Below are 20,198 nucleotides of genomic sequence, written 5' to 3' on the forward strand. Positions count from 1 at the left end.
CCACAGATGCACCCTTGCCACAAAAGCCCCATCACCACAGATGCACCCTTGCCACAAAAGCCCCATCACCACAGATGCACCCTTGCCACAAAAGCCCCATCACCACAGATGCACCCTTGCCACAAAAGCCCCATCACCACAGATGCACCCTTGCCACAAAAGCCCCCATCACCACAGAAGTACTCTTGCCACAGCTCCCTCAACACAGCCCCTTCACCACGGCCCCCCCACATAAATTCACACTCGAGATCACCCAACAGGCTCACCACTTGAGCTCGCTTTCCACAGGTCGGTGTCAGCGGCGTGCGGTCTTGCTGATCGTCGCGCTGTTGTCGTGGATCAGCCGGGTGATCATCTCGTCGGCCTCGGCCAATTGACGGTCATACACCGTGGTGCTGAACGAAGCCTTTTGCGGCGGCTGTTGCGCCAGCACCGGGCCGCTCTGGTCGTGGAGGTCGACGTCGACCTGAGTCGACAAGCCAACGCGCAACGGGTGTTTGGCCAGTTGCTCGGCGTTGATGTGAATCCGCACCGGCACCCGCTGCACGATCTTGATCCAGTTGCCGGTGGCGTTCTGCGCGGGCAACAGGGCAAACGCGCTGCCGGTGCCGGCCCCGAGGCTGTCGATGGTGCCGCTGTATTTTACGTCGCTGCCGTACAGGTCGGCCTCAATGTCGACCGGTTGACCGATGCGCATGTCCCGCAGCTGGGTTTCCTTGAAATTGGCGTCGATCCACAACTGATCCAGCGGAATCACCGCCATCAGCGCGGTACCCGGCTGCACCCGTTGACCGAGTTGCACGGTGCGTTTGGCAACATAACCGGTGACCGGCGCGATCAAGGTGCTGCGAGCGTTGGTCAAATACGCCTGGCGCAACTGCGCGGCGGCCGCCATCACGTCGGGATGCGACGACACGACCGTGTCATCGACCAGCGCACTGCTGGTGTTGAGCTGCTGGCGAGCGTTGGCCAGGGCGTTTTGCGCCGAGGCCAGGTCATCGCGAGCGTGGGACAGTTCTTCCTGTGAAATCGCCCCGCCGGCGGCAAGACTCTTGCGCCGGTTGTAATTGTCCTGGGCTTTTTGCACTTCCGCCTGTTGCGCGTTGACCTGGGCTTTCATGCCGTCGACGTTGCTGTACAAACCGCGCACTTGCCGCACGGTGCGGGCCAGGTTGGCCTGGGCACTTTGCAGCCCGACCTGGGCATCATTCGGGTCGAAGTTGATCAACACCTGACCTTCGTGCACCAGATCGCCGTCATCCGCGCCAATGCTGACCACAGTGCCGGTTACCAGCGGAGTGATTTCCACCACGTTGCCGTTGACGTAGGCGTCGTCGGTACTTTCGTTCCAGCGCCCGTAGAGTTCGTGATAGGCCCAGACGCCGAGGCCGGCGAGCACCACGACGACGGCCAGCACGATCAGCATGATCTTGCGTTTGCGCGGGTTGCTGGTGTCTGGGTTGTTGCCAGGAGCTTGTGGGTTTTCTGCAGTGGCCATGACCATTACCTTGGAAGTGTTGTGCTGCGTGGCGGATTAACGTCGGCGGCGGTCAGGGTTTCGCCCTGAAACCCACCCCCCAACGCCTGCATCAGCTGAATCGACAGGTCGATCTGTTCGGCATTCAGGTTGGCCAATTGGCGCTGGGCCTGAAGCAATTGCTGTTCGATGCTCAACACGTCGAGGTAATTGCCGATGCCGGAGCCATAACGCTGGACCACGGTGTTGTAGGAATCCCGGGCAATGTCGGTGGCGTGCTGTTGCGCACCGATCTGCCGGGCGATGTCGCGCAACTGGTTGATCGTGTCACTGACGTCCCCGAGGGCACGCACCAGGCTTTTGTTGTACTGCGCCACCGCGAGATCGTAGTCGGCGTCGCGAGAATCGAGGTCGGCGCGCAAGCGGCCGCCGTCGAAAATCGGCAGTGAGATCGTCGGCCCGACATTGAAGAAACGGCTGGCCGAACCAAACATCGCATCGCCCAGCAACGACTCGACCCCGGCCGCCGCGCTCAGGTTGAGGTTGGGATAGAAGCGGGTTTTGCCGGCATCGATATTCCTGCTCGCAGCTTCGACCCGCCACCGCGCAGCGACGAGGTCCGGTCGGCGCCCGAGCAGTTCGGCCGGCAGCACCGACGGCAGCGCTACCGCGCTGGCCTGCAGGACTTTCGGGCGGGCAATCTCGTTGCCGCGATCCGGCCCTTTGCCAAGTAGCACCGCCAAGGCGATTTTCGCCGTCTGCAGGCGTTTCTCGGCGTCGATCAGGCTGGCTTCGGACGTGGCGGCAAGGCTTTCGGTCTGCTGGAACTGGTAATCGCTGTCGATCCCGGCGCTCAAGCGACGCTGGCTCAGTTCCAGCATTTGCCGGGTCCGTTTCAGGTCTTCGCTGGCGAGGTCGTGAACAATGTGCGCCTGGCCGAGATCGCTGTAAGCGCGGGCGACGTCGGCGGACAGGGTCAACTGCGCGGCCTGCTGGTCGACTTCGGCGGCACGGGCCTCGCCCAACGCCGCTTCCCAGGCAGCTCTCTGACCGCCCCAGAGATCGAAGTTGTAATTGAAACTGGCGCCGAGGTTGCGCAAGGTCGAATACGCCCCGCCCTGCCCCCTTGGGTCCTGATCACGGGCCAGACGCGAACGGCTGACGCCCGCGCTGGCATCCACCGTCGGCATGCGTTCGGCGTTGGCCGCGTAAGCGGCGGCGCTGGCCTGATGGGCACGGGCGTCGGCGATCTGCATGTCGGGACTGTCCTGCAAGGCTTCACGGATCAGGCCGTCGAGCTGCGGGTCGCCGAGGCTTTGCCACCAGTCGCTTTTCGGCCAGGCGGCTGGGGACAGGGTGACACCGCTGAGCGATTGGCCGGCCTTGAGGTTTTTCGCGTCGAGGCTGACGCCTTCGGTGTTCAAGCCGCTGTAACTGGCGCAACCGGCCAGGGTCATGGCCAACAGCACCAGACTGAAGCCGCTGCGCAAGAGTTTACTGTTCATGGTTTGCCTACCCGCAACAGGGTGATCGAATCACCCGCTGCTACCAGGATTTTCTGCAGAATGTTTTCGAGGGTTTTCAGTTCTTCGGCGCTGATGGCACCAGCCAGTTCATTCATCGCATCGGCGCCAATCTCGGGCAGACGGTCGGTCAGTTGCTGACCTTGCTCAGTAAGCACCAGTTGCACCTGGCGGCGATCGGCGGCAGAACGTTGGCGGGCGAGGAAGCCTTTCTGTTCCAGACGATCAAGCATGCGCGTCATCGATCCGCTGTCGATCGACAAATGCCGGCACAACTCGGCCGGCGTATCGACCCCCATCTGCGCCATGATGATCAACACTTTGAACTGCGCAGCGGTGATGCCATGCGGTTCCATGTGCGTGTCGAGGATCCGGTCCTTGAGCAACGCGGCCCGCCCGAGCAACAGGCCGAGGTGGCAGTTTTTGAATTCGTCGGGCGTGAAGTGCTTCATCCGGTCACCGATTAGCTGCCTAGGCAGAGAATGTATGACGAGATGTTACTGCCTAGGCAGCGAATGTCAACGCAATAGTTAGCTTGCTTTGTATTTTACTGATAAGTGGTCGGACACGATCATAAGATCGCAGCCTGCGGCAGCTCCCACAGGATCGCGTTGAACACGATTCTGTAGGAGCTGCCGAAGGCTGCGATCCTTTGATCTTGAGGGGGCTAAAAATCGCGCTTGTAGAAGATATCCAGCGAACTCGCGACGCCGCCCGCTGCTTCGAGGTAGACCTTCTTGCTTAACTTGTAGCGCAAGGCAATGGTGTTGGCCGGTTCGAATACGCCGACGCCGTAACGCAGGCTGAGTTTATCGGTGATGTTGCCGCTGGCCACCACGCTGGTGGCGTCGCCACTGCCCTCGGTGTCGAGCTGGAAGTCTTGAATGCCAAGGTTCTTCGCCATGCTGCTGGTCACCCCCGAACTGCCCATCAGCCCTAACCCCAAGGCTGCCTGGGCGAGCATGTTGTTGTCTTCTCCGGTGGTGCTCAGCGGTCGGCCCAGCACCAGGTACGACAACGCCTGTTCCTGGCTCATCGCCGGCTCGGAGAAAATCTGCGTGGTCGGCTGTTCGGCGCTGCCGCTCAGGCGGATACCGGCAATGACATCGTCGGTCTGGCGAATCGCTTCGATGTCCAGGTAGGGTTGATCCAGCGGTCCGGCAAACAGCAGTCGCGCACGCCGCACCGTCAAGCGCTGCCCATAGGCGCGATAACGGCCATCGTTGAGCCACAGCTCGCCGCGCGTGTCCATGTTGTCGCCGATGTGTACGCGCCCTTTCAGGTTGGCGGTCAGGCCGAATCCGCTGAAGCTGAGTTTGTCGTCGCCTACCACTACGTCAACGTCCATCGCCATGGCCATCGGCGGTTTGCCCTCCTCGGTCTGCGCACCAATGATGACCGTATCGTCGGATACCTTGACCGTTGACGGCGGCAACTCGCGCACCGTGATCTCGCCGCGCGGCACCAGGACCGTGCCGGCAATCGCCAGCTTGTCGTCCTTCAGCGAAATCTTCAGGTCCGGTGCCACTTCAAGCTTGGCGTAGGGTTCAACGGTGACCGGCAACTGTGTGCCCTTGAGCGCCAGGTCCACCAGCAACGCCTGACCCCAGGCGATATCGCCGGTCAGGCTGCCCTGACCGGTCTTGCCACTTTTCCAGCCACCATTGAGCTGTACGGTTTCACCGGCAATCAGCGCTTTCACCTGCAAGTCCCGCAGTTCCATCGGCAATTCCGGGCCGGACACTTCGCCGTCGCTGAGCAGCAGATTGCCGTTGACCAGCGGCGCCATCAGCCCGCCGGACAACGTGCCGCTACCGTTCAAGTGACCGTTCAGCGTTTCCACCATCGGTACAAACGGCCGCACCACTGACAAATCCAGACCGCTGAGACGGAAGGAACCGCTCAGCGGCTTGTCGGCCGGCATTGGATTGATCTGCGCCTGAACCATCAGTTCACCGAGTTTGCCACCGACAAAATTGAGGTCGGTGTCGATACGTTTCGGCGTCAGTTTGCTGGTGAGTTTCAGCGTCTGGTACGGAAAATCCAGCCACTGCCCTTTGTCGCGCATGCGAAGCATACCGCCGCTGGCGTCAACGCTGATCTGGCCGTTCGGGCCGCTGGCCGGCAGATCGAGTTGCAGGTCGGCATTCAGCCGGCCCCGCCAGGCGAGATCCTTGGGCATCCATTGCGCCAGGCTTTCAATCGGGAACTGCTTGAGCTGATAACGCAGTTTCGGTTCCGGCATCAGGCGCTGGTCCTGGCCACACAGGCTGGCGGCACCGGATAGCCAGCAATGCGCGCCGAGGTTGATTTGACCGTCGGCCAGGCGTTCAAGCTTTGCCGGACTTTTAAGTTTCCAGTCCTGACCTCCAGCCTGAACAGCGCCACTGGCAAGGCGACCACGCCAGTTACCTTGATCCAGCACGCCGTCGAGGCCGAGCGCCAACTTCAGCTTCGGCCCCAGCAAATCCAGGCTCAGCTTCTGTTTCTTGATATCGCCCTGAGCGCTGGCGGTCAGGGTGCCCAGCGAGGTTTCACCAGCCTGAATGGCGCTGCCCTTGAGATCGATATTCGCCCGCTGCGCGCTGTCGAGTGTCGCGTCGAGGTTGAGGCGTTGCAGACTGTTGTCTTCGAAGGCCAGTTGCGTGCCTTGCAGGGCGAGCTTGCCTTGCGGCGCCTTGAGCGTACCGGCGACATCGACGCGGCCATTGAGCTGACCGCGCAATTGCGGCCAGAGCTGGGCCAGGCGCGACAACTTGATGTCGATCTGCCCGGCCAGCTTCTGTTGCAGGCTGCCCTTGCCCGTGATGCTGTTGTCGCCCAGACGAATCTGCAAGGCGCTGAGCGTCCACTGCTCACCGCCGCCATCGGCCTTGGCCTGGATCACCGCCGGCTGTCCGCGCAGTTTGCCCTTCAAATCCAGGTCCGCATTCAGGCTGAGTTTTTCGTCCTTCAGCTCGCCTGTGCTGCGCAGCGGCCCAGCCAGGGTGCCGGGCAATTCGGCCACCCAATAAGCCGGGTCGATTGCCGACAAATCGAGCGCGGTGTCCCAGGCAATGCCGTCGGCAAATTGCAGGTTCAGGTGCCCGTCGGCTTTGCCCTGCCCGGCCACCAATTGCAATTGTTGCAAATGGATTTTCGTCAGGTCGCCGGCAAACGGGCTGGTCAGGCTGAACGCTCCAGCCGGACCATCCAGCGCCGCCTTGAAGTTGCCGAGGTAGTTGCCGTCGGTGTAAGACACTTCGCCGTTGAAACTGCGCAGCGCCACCGCCGGCTCGTCAATCAGCGGATAAAGGCTGTGCCACGGGAAGTCCAGCCAGTCGATTTTTGCCGTGGCGCTGAGGCCTTTGCTCCAGTCGACAGCGCCGCTGAGCTTGAGGTTTTGTTTGTCGTTGGCGCTCAGGTCAAGGCCCGCAATTTGCGCGCCGCTGGCGTCGACTTTGCCTTGCAGCAACAACGCGATCGGGCCTTTTTCCGCTGGCAGCGTGGCGGCGCCATTCAACTGGTAACCCTTTTTCAGGTCACCCTCGCCGGTGAGTTCCACATTATTGAGTTGCAAGGTGTCGGGCAAATCGGCAACCGGTTTGAAGCCGCTGGCGGTGATGCGTACCTTGGCCGGCAGGTTTTCCACCAGGGGCTGTAACTCGCCGGTGAGTTTCCCATCCAGGTAACCGCTGCTGTCGGCGCTGAGATTGAGGGTTTTCAGCAGGTTGCCGTCCACTTTCAAATTCAGCGACCATGGTTGCGGTGCCGGCAGGGTCAGTTTGCCCTCGGCTTTCAGAGGCCAGTCGCCCGACGGTTGCAGCAAGCCGGACAAATCAAGACTCAGCTCATCGCGCTGCAATCGCACCGAATCGATCTGCAGACCTTGTTCGGTCCAGTGCGCCGCCAGTTGCAGCCCTCTCAGTTCTTCGCTGCCGTTAAATATCAGGCTGCCGATCTGCACGTCGCCCAGTTCCAGCGTCAAGGGCAACTTCAAGTCCGGCAAGGTGATCGGCCCGCTGCTTTCGTCTTCCGGTCCCGGCGGCAATTGCAGGCTGATCTGATCGGCTTTCAGTTGCTCGATGCACAAGGTCATGCGCAGCAGGCACGCCGGTGACCAGGCGAAAATCGTTTTGCTCAGTTCGACGCGGCTGGTGTCCTGCTGCCAGACCAAGTGGTCGGCGCTCCACTGCCCGCCGAGCCGGCCCTGAAAATTGTCAACGCTCAAACCCGGCACCCAACCCAGCGCCCAGCGACTGCCGGTCGCGGAGCCCAGCACCGTCGCCAGCGTCAGGATGATCAGCATCAGCAGCGTAAAAATCGCCAGCAGCGTTATCTTCAAACCACGCGTCACAGCTCAGGCCCCATGGAAAAGTGCAACCGAATGCCGCCTTCATCGTCCAGCGCATGGGCCAGGTCAAGGCGAATCGGCCCCACCGGTGAGACCCAGCGCACGCCCACACCAACGCCAGTCTTGAGGTCCGGCAGGTCGAGCGAATTGAATGAATTGCCCTGGTCGACGAACGTCGCGACTCGCCACTTCTCGGCCACCGAATACTGATATTCGACGCTGCCTGCAATCATGTAGCGACCACCGATGCGGTCGCCGTCAGAGTTCTCCGGCGACAGGCTCTGGTAGTCATAGCCACGCACGCTCTGATCGCCACCGGCGAAGAAACGCAGCGACGGCGGCACTGATTTGTAGCCGTTGGTGGCACTGCCGCCGACCTGCACCCGACCGAGCAGACGGTGTTTGTCGAACACCGTTGTCAGGCCTTTGACCAGCGCGGTTCCGTATAACAGGTTGGTGTCGGAGCCCAGCCCTTCCTTGGCCACTTTGGTTTCGAATTGCAGACGGTAGCCGTTATGCGGGTCGATGCGGTTGTCGCTTTTCAGGTAGGAATAACTGACGCCAGGCATCAGCAACGTGCTCAAACCGGAATCATCACCGAGCCGATATTCTTCGCGCTGCCATTTCAGCGACACCACGCGCTGCCAGCCGCTGGGCAATTTGCTGTGCCATTCCGGGCCAAGCGTCAGCAGTTTGCTGAGGCTGTCCTTGTCGGCGATTTCTTCGCTCTGATAACCGCCGGCGAAGCGCAGCTTGTCGGTCAACGGCGGGTCCAGCGGGATGTCGTAAAACAGGCCGACGTTCTGCCGTGGCGCGGAGATCTCGGTTTCCCAGCCGTAGCTGTGGCCCTGCGGGTTGACCCAGTGGCGCGTCCAGTTGGCTTTGACCCGTGGGCCGACGTCGGTCGAATAGCCGACACCCAGGCCCAGGGTGCGTGGCTTGCGGGTTTCGAGTTTGACGTCGACCGGAATCACATTCTGCTTTGAAGCGGTGGGTGCCGCATCCACACGCACGCCTTCGAAATAGCCGCTCGACTGCAGCGCCTGACTGAGTTCGGCAATCAGTTCTGAGTCATAGGGCGCACCGCTCTTGAACGGCACCATGCGTTGCAGCAAGTCTTCATCAAACGGCGTGTCGCCTTCGAAGCTGACGTTGCCGAGGGTATAACGCGGACCGCTGTCGTAGACCAACTCGATGTCGGCCACACCGGCGCGCGGGTCGACGGCCAGTTTCTGGCGGGTGAAACGTCCGCTGAAAAAACCGTAGCGCGAGGCTTGATTCTGGATCAGCCGCTTGGCGTCTTCGTATTGGCCATGGTTGAGTACGGCGCCGGTTTTCAGCGCAGCACTTTTGGGTAAACGAAAGGATTTGAGGCTGGCCGCCGGGCCATCGACGCGCAAGGTGACATTGCGCAGGTGCACCGGCTCGCCGGGGGCGATATTCAGGATCAGGTGCGGGATTTTACCACCGGTCACGCTGCTGTCGATTTGCGGCTGATAATAACCCAGGGCCTGGGCGGCTTTGCGCGCCTGTTCTTCAGCGCCACGACTGAAGCGCAGCAAGGCCTCTTCGTCGCGATCGCCGAGACTGCCGATATAGCCCTCTATATTGGCCTTGAGCTCATCGTTGGACGGTTTGATCCGTACATCCAATTCGCTTTGCGCCAGCGCCGCGCAGCTGGTGATCAGCATCAGCACGCCGCTGGTAATTCTTCGTGGAAACTTCATAGGCGGATGCTATCACGAGCTTGAGCGCGTGATAGAGATCGACATGTAAGGAAAGGCTCAAAATCCCTAAGAGCTGGCGGCCTGCAGCACTACGGGGTTCGCGTGAAAAAACACATGTTCGCGGACGGGGCCGACAGCCACCTCGCCGATTTCCTCATAGCCCTGACGCTTGTAGAACTCCAGATAACGAGGATTCCCTGTGTCGAGCACCACACCTTGGGAATGTTCATCCACCGCGCACCAGTTATGCACCGCTTGCAAAAGTTGCTCGCCGAAATGCTGGCCCTGAAATTGCGGATGAATCCCCAGCAACGGCAGCAGGTGCACCGAGTCGGACGGCACGCAAGCCATCACCGCCTCGTGGTATTCCAGGTAACGCCGCGTGCAGCGAAAACCGGTGCTGAGCACCATGCGCAAGCGCCACGCCCAACTTTCGGTAACGCCGAGACGACGTTGTGGTGGCGCGATCAGGGCGATGCCGATCAAACGGTCGTTGACCAGCAGGCCGATGGCTGGCAAATCCTGCAGGAAGTGTTGTTTGACCAGTTCACGCACGGTTGCGCGGACCCGCTGCTCGTAACCGGGGCGTTCGGCTTCAAACAGAAACGCGAAGGTCGGTTCATGGCGGTAGGCCTGGTAAAGCAGGGAGCGGGCTTCGCGGGAGTAGCCGCTGTCGAGCATGTGGATATCAGCGATGGCAGTCGAGGTTTCGGGCATAACGGTAGATCTCCCCTGGCGCAGCTCAAATGACCGCGCTCTTGTTGTACGAGCCTTTGCGGGCTGTGACAGTTCCCCACAGGTATAGACCACCGATGGATCTTCATCGACTGCACTGGCCCGATTCCCACAGGTCGGCTAGCATCGCCCTTTTTCCAAGGACTGCCGACCATGAAGATCGTCTCCTTCAACATCAACGGGCTGCGTGCTCGCCCGCATCAGCTGGCGGCGCTGATTGATAAACATCAACCCGATGTCATCGGCTTGCAGGAAACCAAGGTCCACGACGACCAGTTCCCGCTGGCGGAGGTTCAGGCGCTCGGTTATCACGTGAATTTCCACGGCCAGAAAGGCCACTACGGCGTTGCGCTGCTGTCGCGCGAGAAACCGCTGGCGTTGCACAAAGGTTTCACCACGGATGACGAAGACGCCCAGCGCCGCTTCATCTGGGGCACTTTCGCCGATGCCAATGGGGCACCGGTGACCATCATGAACGGCTATTTCCCACAGGGCGAAAGCCGCGATCACCCGACCAAATTCCCGGCCAAGCAAAAATTCTACGGCGACCTGCAGCAACTGCTGGAGGGCCAGTTCACCAACGATCAAGCTGTTGTGGTGATGGGCGACGTCAACATTTCCCCGGAAGACTGCGACATCGGTATTGGCGCGGACAACATGAAGCGCTGGCTGAAAACCGGCAAATGCAGTTTCCTTCCGGAAGAGCGCGAGTGGATGGCGCGCTTGAAAAACTGGGGCCTGGTCGACAGCTTCCGTCATTTGAATCCGGAGGTCGCCGACCGTTTCAGCTGGTTCGATTACCGCAGCCGCGGCTTCGAAGATGAGCCCAAGCGCGGGTTGCGCATCGATGTAATCATGGCCTCCCACGGCCTGTTGCCACGGGTAAAAGATGCCGGCGTCGACTACGAGCTACGCGCCATGGAGAAACCTTCGGACCATGCGCCGATCTGGCTTGAGTTGAGCTGACCCTACGAAAGATCGTCCGATCGTGGACGATCTTTCGATCTGTCATCTTTGCGACATCTTACGGACTTAATCTCCGCGCACTTCCTGGCTTGATAAGGTGCCGGCATGACCCTGCGCGTGTTTTTCCTGTGGCTACTCTGCGCAGTCCTGCCGCTCTCGGCGCCGGCCGCAGATTTGCCGATCGTCCATCCCGGCGTCGTCCTGCGCATTCAGGGCTCCAACACCATTGGCGCAGCGCTCGGTCCAGCGCTTGTCGAAGGCCTGATGCGCGAGCAGGGTCTGCTCAAGGTGCATCGCGAGGTGTCTGACCAGGCCAATGAACTGAGCGTGGTGGGTGAAACCGCGGCGGGTCAGCGTGCAGTGGTGCAGATCGCCGCCCACGGTTCCAGCACCGGTTTCACCGCGCTGAAAAATACCACTGCCGACCTTGCTGCCTCATCTCGCCCCATCAAGGACGCCGAGATCACTGCGCTGCAATCCCTCGGAGATCTGAAATCTGCGGGCGCCGAGCAAGTCATCGCCATTGATGGCCTGGCAATCATCCTCCATCCGCAAAACCCGCTGACCCAACTGGACACCGAGCAACTGGCGCGCATCTTCAGTGGCGAAGCGAAAACCTGGGAGGACGTCGGCGGCAGCGGCGGAACGATCCACCTGTACGCGCGCGATGACCAGTCAGGCACGTTCGACACGTTCAAGGAAATTGTCCTCAGTCGCCATGGGAAACCCCTGAGTAATGCCGCGAGACGGTTCGAATCCAGCGAGCACTTATCCGACACGGTCAGTGACGACCCGCAAGGCATCGGCTTCATTGGCCTGCCTTATGTGCGCCAGGCCAAAGCCCTGGCGATTACTGACGGTCGCTCCCAGGCGATGTTGCCGCACAGCAGCCTGATCGCCACAGAAGATTATCCGCTGTCACGGCGCCTGTTCCTCTATCTTCCACCGCATGGTGACAACCCCTGGGCTCAGGCGCTGGTGGCCTTCGCCCAAAGCAGCGAGGGCCAGGCCATCGTTGCCGCCAACGGTTTCATCGCGCAGACCGTGCAGGCCATGAGCGTCACCCCTAACGCGTTGATGCCCGAGGCCTATCAGGCGCTCAGCCGTCATGCGCAGCGTTTGACGGTGAATTTCCGCTTCGAGGAAGGCAGTGCAACGCTGGACAACAAGGCGCGCCAGGATTTGTCGCGGGTGTTCGACTATCTGAAGCAGCACGGCAAAACCGATCGGCAGGTGACATTGGTAGGCTTCGGCGACGCCAAAAGCGATCCGGCGCGCGCAGATCTGCTGTCGAAATTGCGGGCGATGGCGGTCCGTCGGGAGCTGGTGAAAAACGGCGTGGTATTTCGCGAGATCCGCGGCTTCGGCGCCGAGATGCCGGTGGCGACAAATAGCGCGGATGAAGGCCGGATCAGGAATCGGCGCGTCGAGGTCTGGGTGTACTGAATCTGTAGCAGCTGCCGAGCCTGCGAGGCTGCGTCCGGCGGCGCAGCCGTCGTCAAACCTGAATACGCGGTTTGCCTGACTGACCCGGTTGGCCGCATTTACGACGGCTTCGCCGCCGGACGCAGCCTCGCAGGCTCGGCAGCTGCTACAGGGGTGCGGAGCTTGGGGATTTGCGGGCGATTATGGTGGCGTCAGCCGGATCAAGAGTCGGCGCGTCGCAGTCTGTACTTAGGTGTAGCAGCTGCCGAGCCTGCGAGGCTGCGTCCGGCGGCGCAGCCGTCGTCAAACCTGAATACGCGGTTTGCCTGACGGACTCGGTTGGCCGCATTTACGACGGCTGCGCCGCCGGACGCAGCCTCGCAGGCTCGACAGCTGCTACAGGACCCGGTTGGCCGCCTTTACGACGGCTGCGCCGCCGGGACGCAGCCTCGCAGGCTCGGCAGCTGCTACAGGACTTGGGTCAGGCCAGCAGTTTTTCCAGCTGCGCGGTGGTGTCGACTGCGCCCATGGTTTTGGCCGCGTCCAGTGCGGATGCGCCATTGGCGTCCTTGGCTTGAGGATCGGCACCCTTGCTGATCAGGTAATCGACGATGGCAACGCGGTTAAACATCGCCGCCATCATCAGCGGGGTGCGACCGTCGAAAGACGAGCCTTGCACCTGGGCGCCACCTTCAACCAATGCCGTGACCGTTGCCAGGTCGCCCTTGAACGCGGCGCCGGCAATCGGAGTCTGGCCGTTGTCGTTGCGGATTTCCGGGTCGGCCTTGTGTTCCAGCAGCACTTTCACGGTGTCGACGTGGCCGTGGTACGCGGCCAGCATCAACAAGGTGTCGCCCTTGTGATTGCGCAGGTTCGGCGGCAGACCTTTGCTAAGCAGCGCAGCCATCATGGCCGCATCGCCCTCACGCGCCTTGTTGAATACCTGTTCGGCAAACTCAGCGGCTTCTTCGGGGGTCATCTGGCGGCTTTGTTCAGACATCGTGGGCTCCACTTTTTCAATTATTCGCAAGACCGACAGTGTCCCGAGGGCTCCCGGGACTGTCACTTCTTTTTTCTGACGGATCGCGATAGCGACAATCAATAGCGGTATTGACCATCGCTGATCTGCGCCGCCAATGGCTTGGTCACTTGCACATAGGTGTCGGTTCCCGGCAGCCAGGCATAGACCGGATCGTCGCCGGTCTTGTCCGGGTCGAACGCTTCATCCTTGAGCCGCGTTTTCTGATACTTGAACGTTCCGGTGGTTTCCATTTTCACTTTCACCCGCAGGAACAACGGCACGGCATACGCCGGTAACTGTTCACGGACGAAAGCCAGCAACTCGGTGAAATCCAGAGTCGCCAATGATTCGGCAGGCGTAATGGCCGCCATCCCTGCACGACCATTGGTATTGCAGATCTCCACGCCGTAGGCCACGGCCTCGGAGATATGCGGATGCTGCAGGAGGATGTTTTCGACCTCGGTGGTCGAGACGTTTTCGCCTTTCCAGCGGAAGGTATCCCCGAGGCGATCAACAAACTGCGCATGACCGAAACCGATGTTGCGCAGCAAGTCACCGGTGTTGAAGTAGCGATCGCCTCTGGCGAACACATCGTGCAGCACGACTTTTTCGGTTTTCTGCGGATCGGTGTAACCGTCCAGCGGTGCTTTGTCATCGATCCGCGCCAGCAACAACCCTTGCTCGCCTTTGGCCACTTTGCGCATGAAACCATCAGCCTGACGGATTGGCGCGCCACTGTCGTGATCGTACGCCGCCAGTTCCCAGGCCATCAGGGAAAACCCGACGGTGTTTTCGAAGTTGAGCACGTTGGTAAAACCGATATTGCCGTCACTGGCGGCGTACAGCTCGCAGATGTGCTGCACGCCGAAACGGGTCTTGAAGGCATCCCACGCTCCGGGGCGCAAGCCATTGCCAATCATCTTGGTTACGCCATGTTCGCGGTCATGGCTGCCGGGCGGTTGATCGACGAGGTAGCGACACAGTTCACCGACGTAACCAAGGGTGGTGGCGCGGTACTGGCGTACGTCGTTCCAGAACTGACTGGCGCTGAATTTGCGCCGGATGGCAAACCCCGAAGCGCCGCTGATCGCCGAGCCCCAGCACACGCAGAGCCCTGTGGCGTGGTACAGCGGCAAGGTGCAATAGACGACGTCGCCAGGCTGCATATCCAGCGCGATCATGCCGAAGCTCGCCGAGCTGCGCATCCAGCGGCCTTGCTTGAACACTCCTGCCTTGGGCAATCCGGTCGTACCCGAGGTGTAAATGTAGAAACACGGATCGTCGAAAAAAACCTGTGCACTGCTGTGCGGATTTTCCGAAGAACAATCGACGGACGCGCTGATCAGGTTCACGAAGCCATCGGGCGCAATGCCGGGCTGAAGGTCAGTGGCCTGATCAGCGACGAACCAGGTACGCGCCGGCTCGATCGCCACTCTTTCGCGGACGCTGGAAAACGCCCCCCGCAATTCTTCGCCAACAATGATCGCCGCCGGCGCCACCAGGTTCAGGCTGTGCACCAGCGGTTCGCGGGTTTGCGATGTATTGAGCAAGGCGCTGATTGCACCGGTCTTGGCCACCGCGAGAATTGTCACCAGCAGTTCGGGGCGGTTTTCGATGAACACCGCCACCACATCACCCTTTCGAATACCTTGCGCGATCAGATGATGAGCGATCCGATTGGCCCACTGATTGACTTGCGAGTAGGTCAGCGCCCTGTCGTCTTGCAATAAGGCCGGACCTTCGGGATTGCGCAAGGTGGCTTGTTCAAAGCTCCAGGCCAGTCCACACGCTTGGGTCGGGTCCGTGACATTGGCGGCTTTCATGCCCTTCACCACGCGCGGAAGGGCTTTGGCGATGGCAGGCAGCTTGCGGAGCATCATGCTCCAGGTAATGAAGTCTGACGTGCGACTCATGGTTGCTCCCGTTGGATCTTTTTATTGTCGGGTGGCGTTTGGCGTGATCCCGAAAATACGTCAGGGCTTTGAAAGCTGTACACGCGGATTTTGCAATGTTTTGTATCCACGCAAGGGCGGGAGTGTCTGTTGCAGATTTGGTTCCGTGAGATCGGTGCAGATCTCTCAAAATGCAGGATGCACGATGGCCATTCATGCAGATTGCACGAAGGTGAAATCTCACGAAAATTTTAAGATTCTGATTTTAAAGAAGATTTTCAAAGCTGCGTTACTGGCACAAAGGCTGCAACTACCTCTACATGCTTGCCAATCACGTTAAACGGAGCTGAAAGACATGAGCCTGATTCAAGAAAAATTTTCGTCCCTCTTCTCCAACTTCGAAGTGAATACCCAGCCTCGTCCTGACGGCGGCATTCTGCTGACGCTGCGCAGCACCGAAGGCCGCGTGTTCAAACGCTCGATTTCGTACCAGCAACTGCACGCGGGCGATCAACTGTCGTGGGTGATCAGTGCGATCCGCCGCGATCTGGCCGAACAGGCGAGCGAACTGCCGCAAATTTCTATGCTGCAAAGCCAGCAACGCTTCGCTTTGCCGACGTATCACTCGCTGTAAAGACCTCGCTCTGAACATTAAGAGCCGCAAACAGACAGGCCGTGATAGCTTCCGCTTCACGGCCTGAGTTGTTTCTGCAGACGCCGAACGTGCTTTTGTAAGAGCACGCTTGCTCGCGGTGGCGGTGGGTCAGTCAGCTGAGTTGTCGGATCAAATTGCGCATCGCGAGCAGGCTCGCTCCCACAGGTTTTTGGCTTCAGCGATTAGAACATGGACGGATCGATCCGCGCGAAACTCTCCACGGTCACATGGCCGGCCAGTTCCCCGCCTTCACGGGCCAGACCGCAGGTCGCCATTCCAGCCAGTCGCGCAGCCTCCAGCTCTTCGACGATATCCGACAAAAACAGAATCTGCGAAGCGTCCAGGCCAATCACCTCAGTGATGCGTACGTACGACTGCGCTTCGCGCTTGGGTCCGGAGTTAGTGTCGAAATACCCGCTGAACAGCGACGACAAATCCCCCGCCTCCGAGCACCCAAAAATCAGCTTTTGCGCCTGAATCGAACCTGAGGAATAGACAAATAGCGCATACCCCTCGTTATGCCAACGTTTCAGCGCTGCGACCGCATCCGGGTAAACATGGCCTTTCAATTCACCGGCCTGATAACCCTGCTCCCAAACTATGCCTTGCAATGCTTTCAGCGCAGTGGCCTTGCGGTCTTCGGCGATCCATCCCAGCAGGATCTCCAGTACCCGCTCGACATCAGCGTCCGGTTCATTACTGTCGCGGCGCACTGCGCCCAGTTGTTCGGCCACATCGGCGCGGTGGGCATGCTGGCGAACGAACGCCGGTAGATGACTGGCGGCATAAGGGAACAGTACGTCGAAGACAAAACTCACTGCACTGGTGGTGCCTTCGATGTCGGTCAGAATTGCTTTGATCGGCATGGGTTCAGTCCTCAAGACGCGGGAAGCGGCCGGCGATGTCTTCGCCGGTGAAATTGGCGACCCAGCCGTCTGGATTGTTGAACAGGCGGATCGCGATGAAATGCGGGTGCTCGCCCATGTCGAACCAGTGTGGCGTCCCGGCCGGCACCGAAATCAGGTCGTTCTTTTCGCAAAGCACCGCGTACACATAATCATCGATGTGCAGGGTGAACAGCCCACGACCGGCGACGAAAAATCTTACTTCGTCTTCGCCATGGCGGTGTTCTTCGAGGAACTTGGCGCGCAGTTCGGCTTTTTGCGGGTGATCGCTGTTCAGGCTGATGACGTCGACAGTGACGTAGCCACGTTCGGTCATCAATTTATCGATCTGCTGCTGATACGCGGCGATCACTTCTTCCTGGCTGGCGCCCGGCTGAATTTTCGCCGCCGCTTGCCAGCGATCAAAACGCACGCCCTGCTCGGCCAGGGTCGAGGCGATGTCATCGAAATGGGTCAGCACCTTGTTGGGCAGTTCGGGGCTGCTGACGTGGTAAACGGACAGGCTGCTCATCAGGGCAACTCCTCAAAGGTTCAGGCTTCACGGTTCAAGCTTTATGGTTAGTAAGCGAACGGGTTTTCAACTCGCACTCGAACAGAAACTCAAAGGCCTCGATCTGCCGCAACGCATCGCTCATCCTCGCGCCCCAGGTATAGAGGCCGTGACCGCGGATCAGGTAGCCCACGCAATCGGGATGAGCGTCGAGCCAAGGCTGCACCTTGGCGGCGAGGCGTGCAATGTCCTGATCATTGTCGAAAATCGGCACGCGCACCCGCGACTCGTGGGTGGAGATGCCGCAGAAGGCTTTCTGCAGTTCGTAGTCTTCGAACTCGATGAAATCTTCGGGCGTCAGACGGGACAGCACCGTGGCATTCACCGAATGGGTATGCAACACCGCGCCGATCCCTGCGCGCCAACGGTACAACTGCGTGTGCAGCAGGGTTTCGGCGGAGGGTTTCTTGCCAGGCTCAAGACTGTTGCCGGCCATGTCGGTGGCCAGAACATCATCGGAGCCCAACTGCCCCTTGTGCTTGCCGGACACCGTCAGCAACGCCTCGCTTGGCGACAGACGCGCCGAATAATTGCTGCTGGTGGCCGGTGACCAGCCTCGGCCATACAGAAAGCGCCCGGCGTCGATGATTTCCTGGGCGAGGTGTTCACGGGTAAGGCTCATGGCCTGTCCTCTTGCATACGTGTGGCGATGATAATCGCAGCGGCGAGGGCTGCGAAGCTGGCAATACTGAACGTGAAATTGGCGCCGAGGGTGTTCCAGCTGTAGCCGGAATACAACGCGCCGAGCGCGCCACCGGTACCGGCGAGTGCGGCATACAACGCCTGGCCCTGCCCCTGCTGACGCGGGCCAAAGCTACGTTGCACGAACTGGATGGCAGCTGCGTGAAAGCTGCCGAACGTCGCAGCATGCAGGACCTGGGCAAACAGCAGCACCCAGATGAATTCGGCGAACGAGCCGAGCAACAACCAGCGCAACGCCGCCAGCAGAAAACTCGCCAGCAGCACCCGGCGCACCGAGAAACGCGCAAGAATCCTGCTCATCGCCAGAAACATCAATACTTCGGCGACTACACCGACCGCCCAGAGCATACCGATCAACCCGCGGCTGTAACCGAGTTGCTCCAGGTGCAAGGTGAGAAAAGTGTAATACGGGCCGTGACTGACCTGCATCAGCGCCACGCAAGCATAAAAAGCCAGCACGCCCGGACCGCGTAATTGCTGAAGAAAACCGCCTGCCGAGAGGCGCTCGCCCTGAATCGGCTGCGCGTTCGGCACCCACAGGCTGCTGATCACGATCCCGGCCATGATCAGCACCAGCGCCGCCGGGTAAATGTCGAGGCTGAGCCATTCGAACAGCCGGCCAAGCGCAACCACAGTGATGATGAAACCGATCGAGCCCCACAACCGTATCTGGCTGTAGCGCTGGGTCTGGCCTTTCAAGTGCGCCAGGGTGATGACTTCAAACTGCGGCAAAACCGCGTGCCAGAAGAAGGCATGCAAGGCCATGACCATCGCCAGCCAGGCGTAGCTCTGGCTGACGAAGATCAAACAGAACGTGAGCAAGGTGCATACCGCGCCGAAACGGACGATGGCCAGACGCCGGCCGGTGTAATCGCCAAGCCAGCCCCAGATGTTCGGGGCCACGCACCGCATCAGCATAGGGATCGCCACCAATTCGCCAATGCGTGCTGCGGAAAAACCCAGATGGTCGAAATACAGCCCCAGAAAAGGCGCCGTCGAACCAAGCAAGGCGAAGTAGAAAAAATAGAAACTGGACAGCCGCCAGTACGGGAGCGCCGTCACGTGGGTCAGACCGCAACGGCTGTGAGATCAGCCATTAAAGCTGACCCAGCACCGGCGTGCTCACTTGCACATCGGCATTCTGACCGCGATGACGCAGCAGGTGATCCATCAGCACGATGGCCATCATGGCTTCTGCAATTGGCGTGGCGCGGATGCCAACGCAGGGGTCGTGGCGACCTTTGGTGATGACGTCCACCGGATTGCCATGGACGTCGATGGAACGGCCCGGTGTGGTGATGCTCGACGTCGGCTTCAACGCCAGATGCGCAACGATCGGCTGACCGGACGAAATACCGCCGAGAATGCCGCCGGCATTATTGCTGAGGAAGCCTTGCGGAGTCATTTCATCGCGGTGCTCGGTGCCGCGCTGGGCGACGCTGGCGAAACCGGCGCCGATCTCCACGCCTTTGACGGCGTTGATGCTCATCAGCGCATGCGCCAGTTCGGCGTCGAGGCGGTCGAAAATCGGCTCGCCTAGACCCGGCATCACGCCTTCAGCGACGACCGTGATCTTCGCCCCGACGGAATCCTGGTCGCGACGCAACTGGTCCATATAGGCTTCCAGCTCCGGCACCTTGTCCGGATCAGCGCAGAAGAAGGCGTTATCTTCCACCGTATCCCAGCTCTTGAACGGGATTTCGATCGGGCCCAACTGGCTCATGTAGCCGCGAATGACGATGCCCTGGGTTGCCAGGTATTTTTTCGCAATGGCCCCCGCCGCCACGCGCATCGCAGTTTCCCGCGCCGAGCTGCGACCGCCGCCGCGGTAATCGCGTTCGCCGTATTTGTGGTGGTAGGTGTAGTCGGCGTGGGCCGGGCGGAACAGGTCCTTGATTGCCGAGTAATCCTTGGATTTCTGATCAGTGTTGCGAATCAGCAGGCCGATCGCGCAACCGGTGGTGCGTCCCTCGAACACGCCCGAGAGGATTTCGACTTCATCGGCTTCCTGACGCTGGGTGGTATGGCGGCTGGTGCCTGGCTTGCGACGATCGAGGTCGCGCTGCAGATCCTCCAGGGAAATCTCCAGGCCCGGCGGGCAGCCGTCGACAATGGCGACCAACGCCGGACCATGGCTTTCGCCTGCGGTGGTGACAGTGAACAGCTTGCCGTAGGTATTGCCGGACATGCAGGACGCTCCGTGAAATGAACCTGAATACTTGATGCGCGCCAGTATACGCAGGCAACCCAAGTAGTTCATCCTCGAACCTTATGGGTGCCTCGTGAG

The 20,198-nt window shown here is 60.3% G+C and carries 16 protein-coding genes; 3 read left to right on the plus strand and 13 right to left on the minus strand.

Features of this window, described 5'->3' with window-relative positions:
• Positions 1 to 295: 295 nt before the first annotated feature.
• The 6 genes from F8N12_RS17560 to F8N12_RS17585 all read right to left on the minus strand — a co-directional run bounded on the left by F8N12_RS17560 (position 296) and on the right by F8N12_RS17585 (position 9,777).
• Entirely contained in the window at positions 296 to 1,498 is a 1,203-nt protein-coding gene (locus F8N12_RS17560; protein WP_150581590.1) for an efflux RND transporter periplasmic adaptor subunit, read from the minus strand.
• Positions 1,499 to 1,503: 5 nt separating this feature from the next.
• Positions 1,504 to 2,982: an efflux transporter outer membrane subunit gene (locus F8N12_RS17565; protein WP_150581591.1), complete on the minus strand. Its 1,479-nt coding sequence runs from the start codon at positions 2,980 to 2,982 to the stop codon at positions 1,504 to 1,506.
• Entirely contained in the window at positions 2,979 to 3,452 is a 474-nt protein-coding gene (locus F8N12_RS17570) for a MarR family winged helix-turn-helix transcriptional regulator (RefSeq protein ID WP_150581592.1), read from the minus strand. Before F8N12_RS17570 ends, F8N12_RS17565 begins: the two co-directional genes overlap by 4 nt.
• Positions 3,453 to 3,667: 215 nt before the next feature.
• On the minus strand, positions 3,668 to 7,336 hold the full coding sequence (locus tag F8N12_RS17575) for a translocation/assembly module TamB domain-containing protein (protein ID WP_150581593.1): 3,669 nt from the start codon (positions 7,334 to 7,336) through the stop codon (positions 3,668 to 3,670).
• Entirely contained in the window at positions 7,333 to 9,060 is a 1,728-nt protein-coding gene (locus tag F8N12_RS17580; protein WP_150581594.1) for an autotransporter assembly complex protein TamA, read from the minus strand. Before F8N12_RS17580 ends, F8N12_RS17575 begins: the two co-directional genes overlap by 4 nt.
• 66 nt (positions 9,061 to 9,126) lie before the next feature.
• Positions 9,127 to 9,777: a GNAT family N-acetyltransferase gene (locus F8N12_RS17585; protein WP_150581595.1), complete on the minus strand. Its 651-nt coding sequence runs from the start codon at positions 9,775 to 9,777 to the stop codon at positions 9,127 to 9,129.
• A 171-nt stretch (positions 9,778 to 9,948) separates the two neighbouring features.
• Here F8N12_RS17585 and xthA point away from each other — a divergent pair, with 171 nt between their 5' ends.
• Together xthA and F8N12_RS17595 are read left to right on the plus strand one after the other, a co-directional pair.
• Positions 9,949 to 10,761: an exodeoxyribonuclease III gene (gene xthA, locus F8N12_RS17590; RefSeq protein WP_150581596.1), complete on the plus strand. Its 813-nt coding sequence runs from the start codon at positions 9,949 to 9,951 to the stop codon at positions 10,759 to 10,761.
• A 105-nt stretch (positions 10,762 to 10,866) separates the two neighbouring features.
• Positions 10,867 to 12,207 (plus strand): substrate-binding domain-containing protein, encoded by a 1,341-nt coding sequence (locus tag F8N12_RS17595; RefSeq protein ID WP_150581597.1) that lies wholly within the window; start codon positions 10,867 to 10,869, stop codon positions 12,205 to 12,207.
• A 460-nt stretch (positions 12,208 to 12,667) separates the two neighbouring features.
• Here F8N12_RS17595 and F8N12_RS17600 read toward each other — a convergent pair whose 3' ends face one another.
• Both F8N12_RS17600 and F8N12_RS17605 read right to left on the minus strand, forming a co-directional pair.
• Entirely contained in the window at positions 12,668 to 13,186 is a 519-nt protein-coding gene (locus F8N12_RS17600) for an ankyrin repeat domain-containing protein (protein WP_150581598.1), read from the minus strand.
• A 98-nt stretch (positions 13,187 to 13,284) separates the two neighbouring features.
• Complete coding sequence (locus tag F8N12_RS17605) at positions 13,285 to 15,120, minus strand: long-chain-acyl-CoA synthetase (protein WP_150581599.1); 1,836 nt, start codon at positions 15,118 to 15,120, stop codon at positions 13,285 to 13,287.
• A gap of 334 nt (positions 15,121 to 15,454) precedes the next feature.
• On the opposite strand from F8N12_RS17605, the gene F8N12_RS17610 reads away from it, so the two are divergent.
• On the plus strand, positions 15,455 to 15,733 hold the full coding sequence (locus F8N12_RS17610) for a DUF3509 domain-containing protein (protein WP_150581600.1): 279 nt from the start codon (positions 15,455 to 15,457) through the stop codon (positions 15,731 to 15,733).
• 203 nt (positions 15,734 to 15,936) lie between these two features.
• Here F8N12_RS17610 and mtnC read toward each other — a convergent pair whose 3' ends face one another.
• Genes mtnC through aroC form a run of 5 tightly spaced genes read right to left on the minus strand, consistent with a single transcriptional unit; the run spans position 15,937 to position 20,099 of the window.
• Positions 15,937 to 16,620, minus strand: a complete 684-nt coding sequence (mtnC, locus tag F8N12_RS17615; protein ID WP_150581601.1) for an acireductone synthase — start codon at positions 16,618 to 16,620, stop codon at positions 15,937 to 15,939.
• Between the two features lie 4 nt (positions 16,621 to 16,624).
• Entirely contained in the window at positions 16,625 to 17,170 is a 546-nt protein-coding gene (locus F8N12_RS17620; RefSeq protein ID WP_150581602.1) for a 1,2-dihydroxy-3-keto-5-methylthiopentene dioxygenase, read from the minus strand.
• 34 nt (positions 17,171 to 17,204) lie between these two features.
• Positions 17,205 to 17,831: a methylthioribulose 1-phosphate dehydratase gene (locus tag F8N12_RS17625; protein ID WP_150581603.1), complete on the minus strand. Its 627-nt coding sequence runs from the start codon at positions 17,829 to 17,831 to the stop codon at positions 17,205 to 17,207.
• The gene (locus F8N12_RS17630) at positions 17,828 to 18,973 is read right to left on the minus strand and encodes an MFS transporter (RefSeq protein WP_150581604.1); all 1,146 of its coding nucleotides are present in this window, start codon (positions 18,971 to 18,973) and stop codon (positions 17,828 to 17,830) included. The genes F8N12_RS17625 and F8N12_RS17630 overlap by 4 nt, the downstream gene beginning before the upstream one ends.
• Before the next feature lie 34 nt (positions 18,974 to 19,007).
• Positions 19,008 to 20,099, minus strand: coding sequence for a chorismate synthase (gene aroC, locus F8N12_RS17635; RefSeq protein ID WP_150581605.1), 1,092 nt, complete (start codon positions 20,097 to 20,099; stop codon positions 19,008 to 19,010).
• Positions 20,100 to 20,198 lie beyond the last annotated feature (99 nt).

Source organism: Pseudomonas fluorescens (assembly GCF_902497625.1).
Lineage (GTDB): Bacteria > Pseudomonadota > Gammaproteobacteria > Pseudomonadales > Pseudomonadaceae > Aquipseudomonas > Aquipseudomonas fluorescens_BQ.

What these genes read in the sequence shown, in the direction of transcription:
- F8N12_RS17625 (WP_150581603.1), bottom strand. Translation starts at nt 17,831, where the DNA reads ATGAGCCTTACCCGTGAACACCTCGCCCAGGAAATCATCGACGCCGGG.
- F8N12_RS17580 (WP_150581594.1), bottom strand. Translation starts at nt 9,060, where the DNA reads ATGAAGTTTCCACGAAGAATTACCAGCGGCGTGCTGATGCTGATCACC.
- F8N12_RS17560 (WP_150581590.1), bottom strand. Translation starts at nt 1,498, where the DNA reads ATGGCCACTGCAGAAAACCCACAAGCTCCTGGCAACAACCCAGACACC.
- F8N12_RS17585 (WP_150581595.1), bottom strand. Translation starts at nt 9,777, where the DNA reads ATGCCCGAAACCTCGACTGCCATCGCTGATATCCACATGCTCGACAGC.
- F8N12_RS17620 (WP_150581602.1), bottom strand. Translation starts at nt 17,170, where the DNA reads ATGAGCAGCCTGTCCGTTTACCACGTCAGCAGCCCCGAACTGCCCAAC.
- F8N12_RS17565 (WP_150581591.1), bottom strand. Translation starts at nt 2,982, where the DNA reads ATGAACAGTAAACTCTTGCGCAGCGGCTTCAGTCTGGTGCTGTTGGCC.
- aroC (WP_150581605.1), bottom strand. Translation starts at nt 20,099, where the DNA reads ATGTCCGGCAATACCTACGGCAAGCTGTTCACTGTCACCACCGCAGGC.
- F8N12_RS17610 (WP_150581600.1), top strand. Translation starts at nt 15,455, where the DNA reads ATGAGCCTGATTCAAGAAAAATTTTCGTCCCTCTTCTCCAACTTCGAA.
- xthA (WP_150581596.1), top strand. Translation starts at nt 9,949, where the DNA reads ATGAAGATCGTCTCCTTCAACATCAACGGGCTGCGTGCTCGCCCGCAT.
- F8N12_RS17595 (WP_150581597.1), top strand. Translation starts at nt 10,867, where the DNA reads ATGACCCTGCGCGTGTTTTTCCTGTGGCTACTCTGCGCAGTCCTGCCG.
- F8N12_RS17600 (WP_150581598.1), bottom strand. Translation starts at nt 13,186, where the DNA reads ATGTCTGAACAAAGCCGCCAGATGACCCCCGAAGAAGCCGCTGAGTTT.
- F8N12_RS17570 (WP_150581592.1), bottom strand. Translation starts at nt 3,452, where the DNA reads ATGAAGCACTTCACGCCCGACGAATTCAAAAACTGCCACCTCGGCCTG.
- mtnC (WP_150581601.1), bottom strand. Translation starts at nt 16,620, where the DNA reads ATGCCGATCAAAGCAATTCTGACCGACATCGAAGGCACCACCAGTGCA.
- F8N12_RS17605 (WP_150581599.1), bottom strand. Translation starts at nt 15,120, where the DNA reads ATGAGTCGCACGTCAGACTTCATTACCTGGAGCATGATGCTCCGCAAG.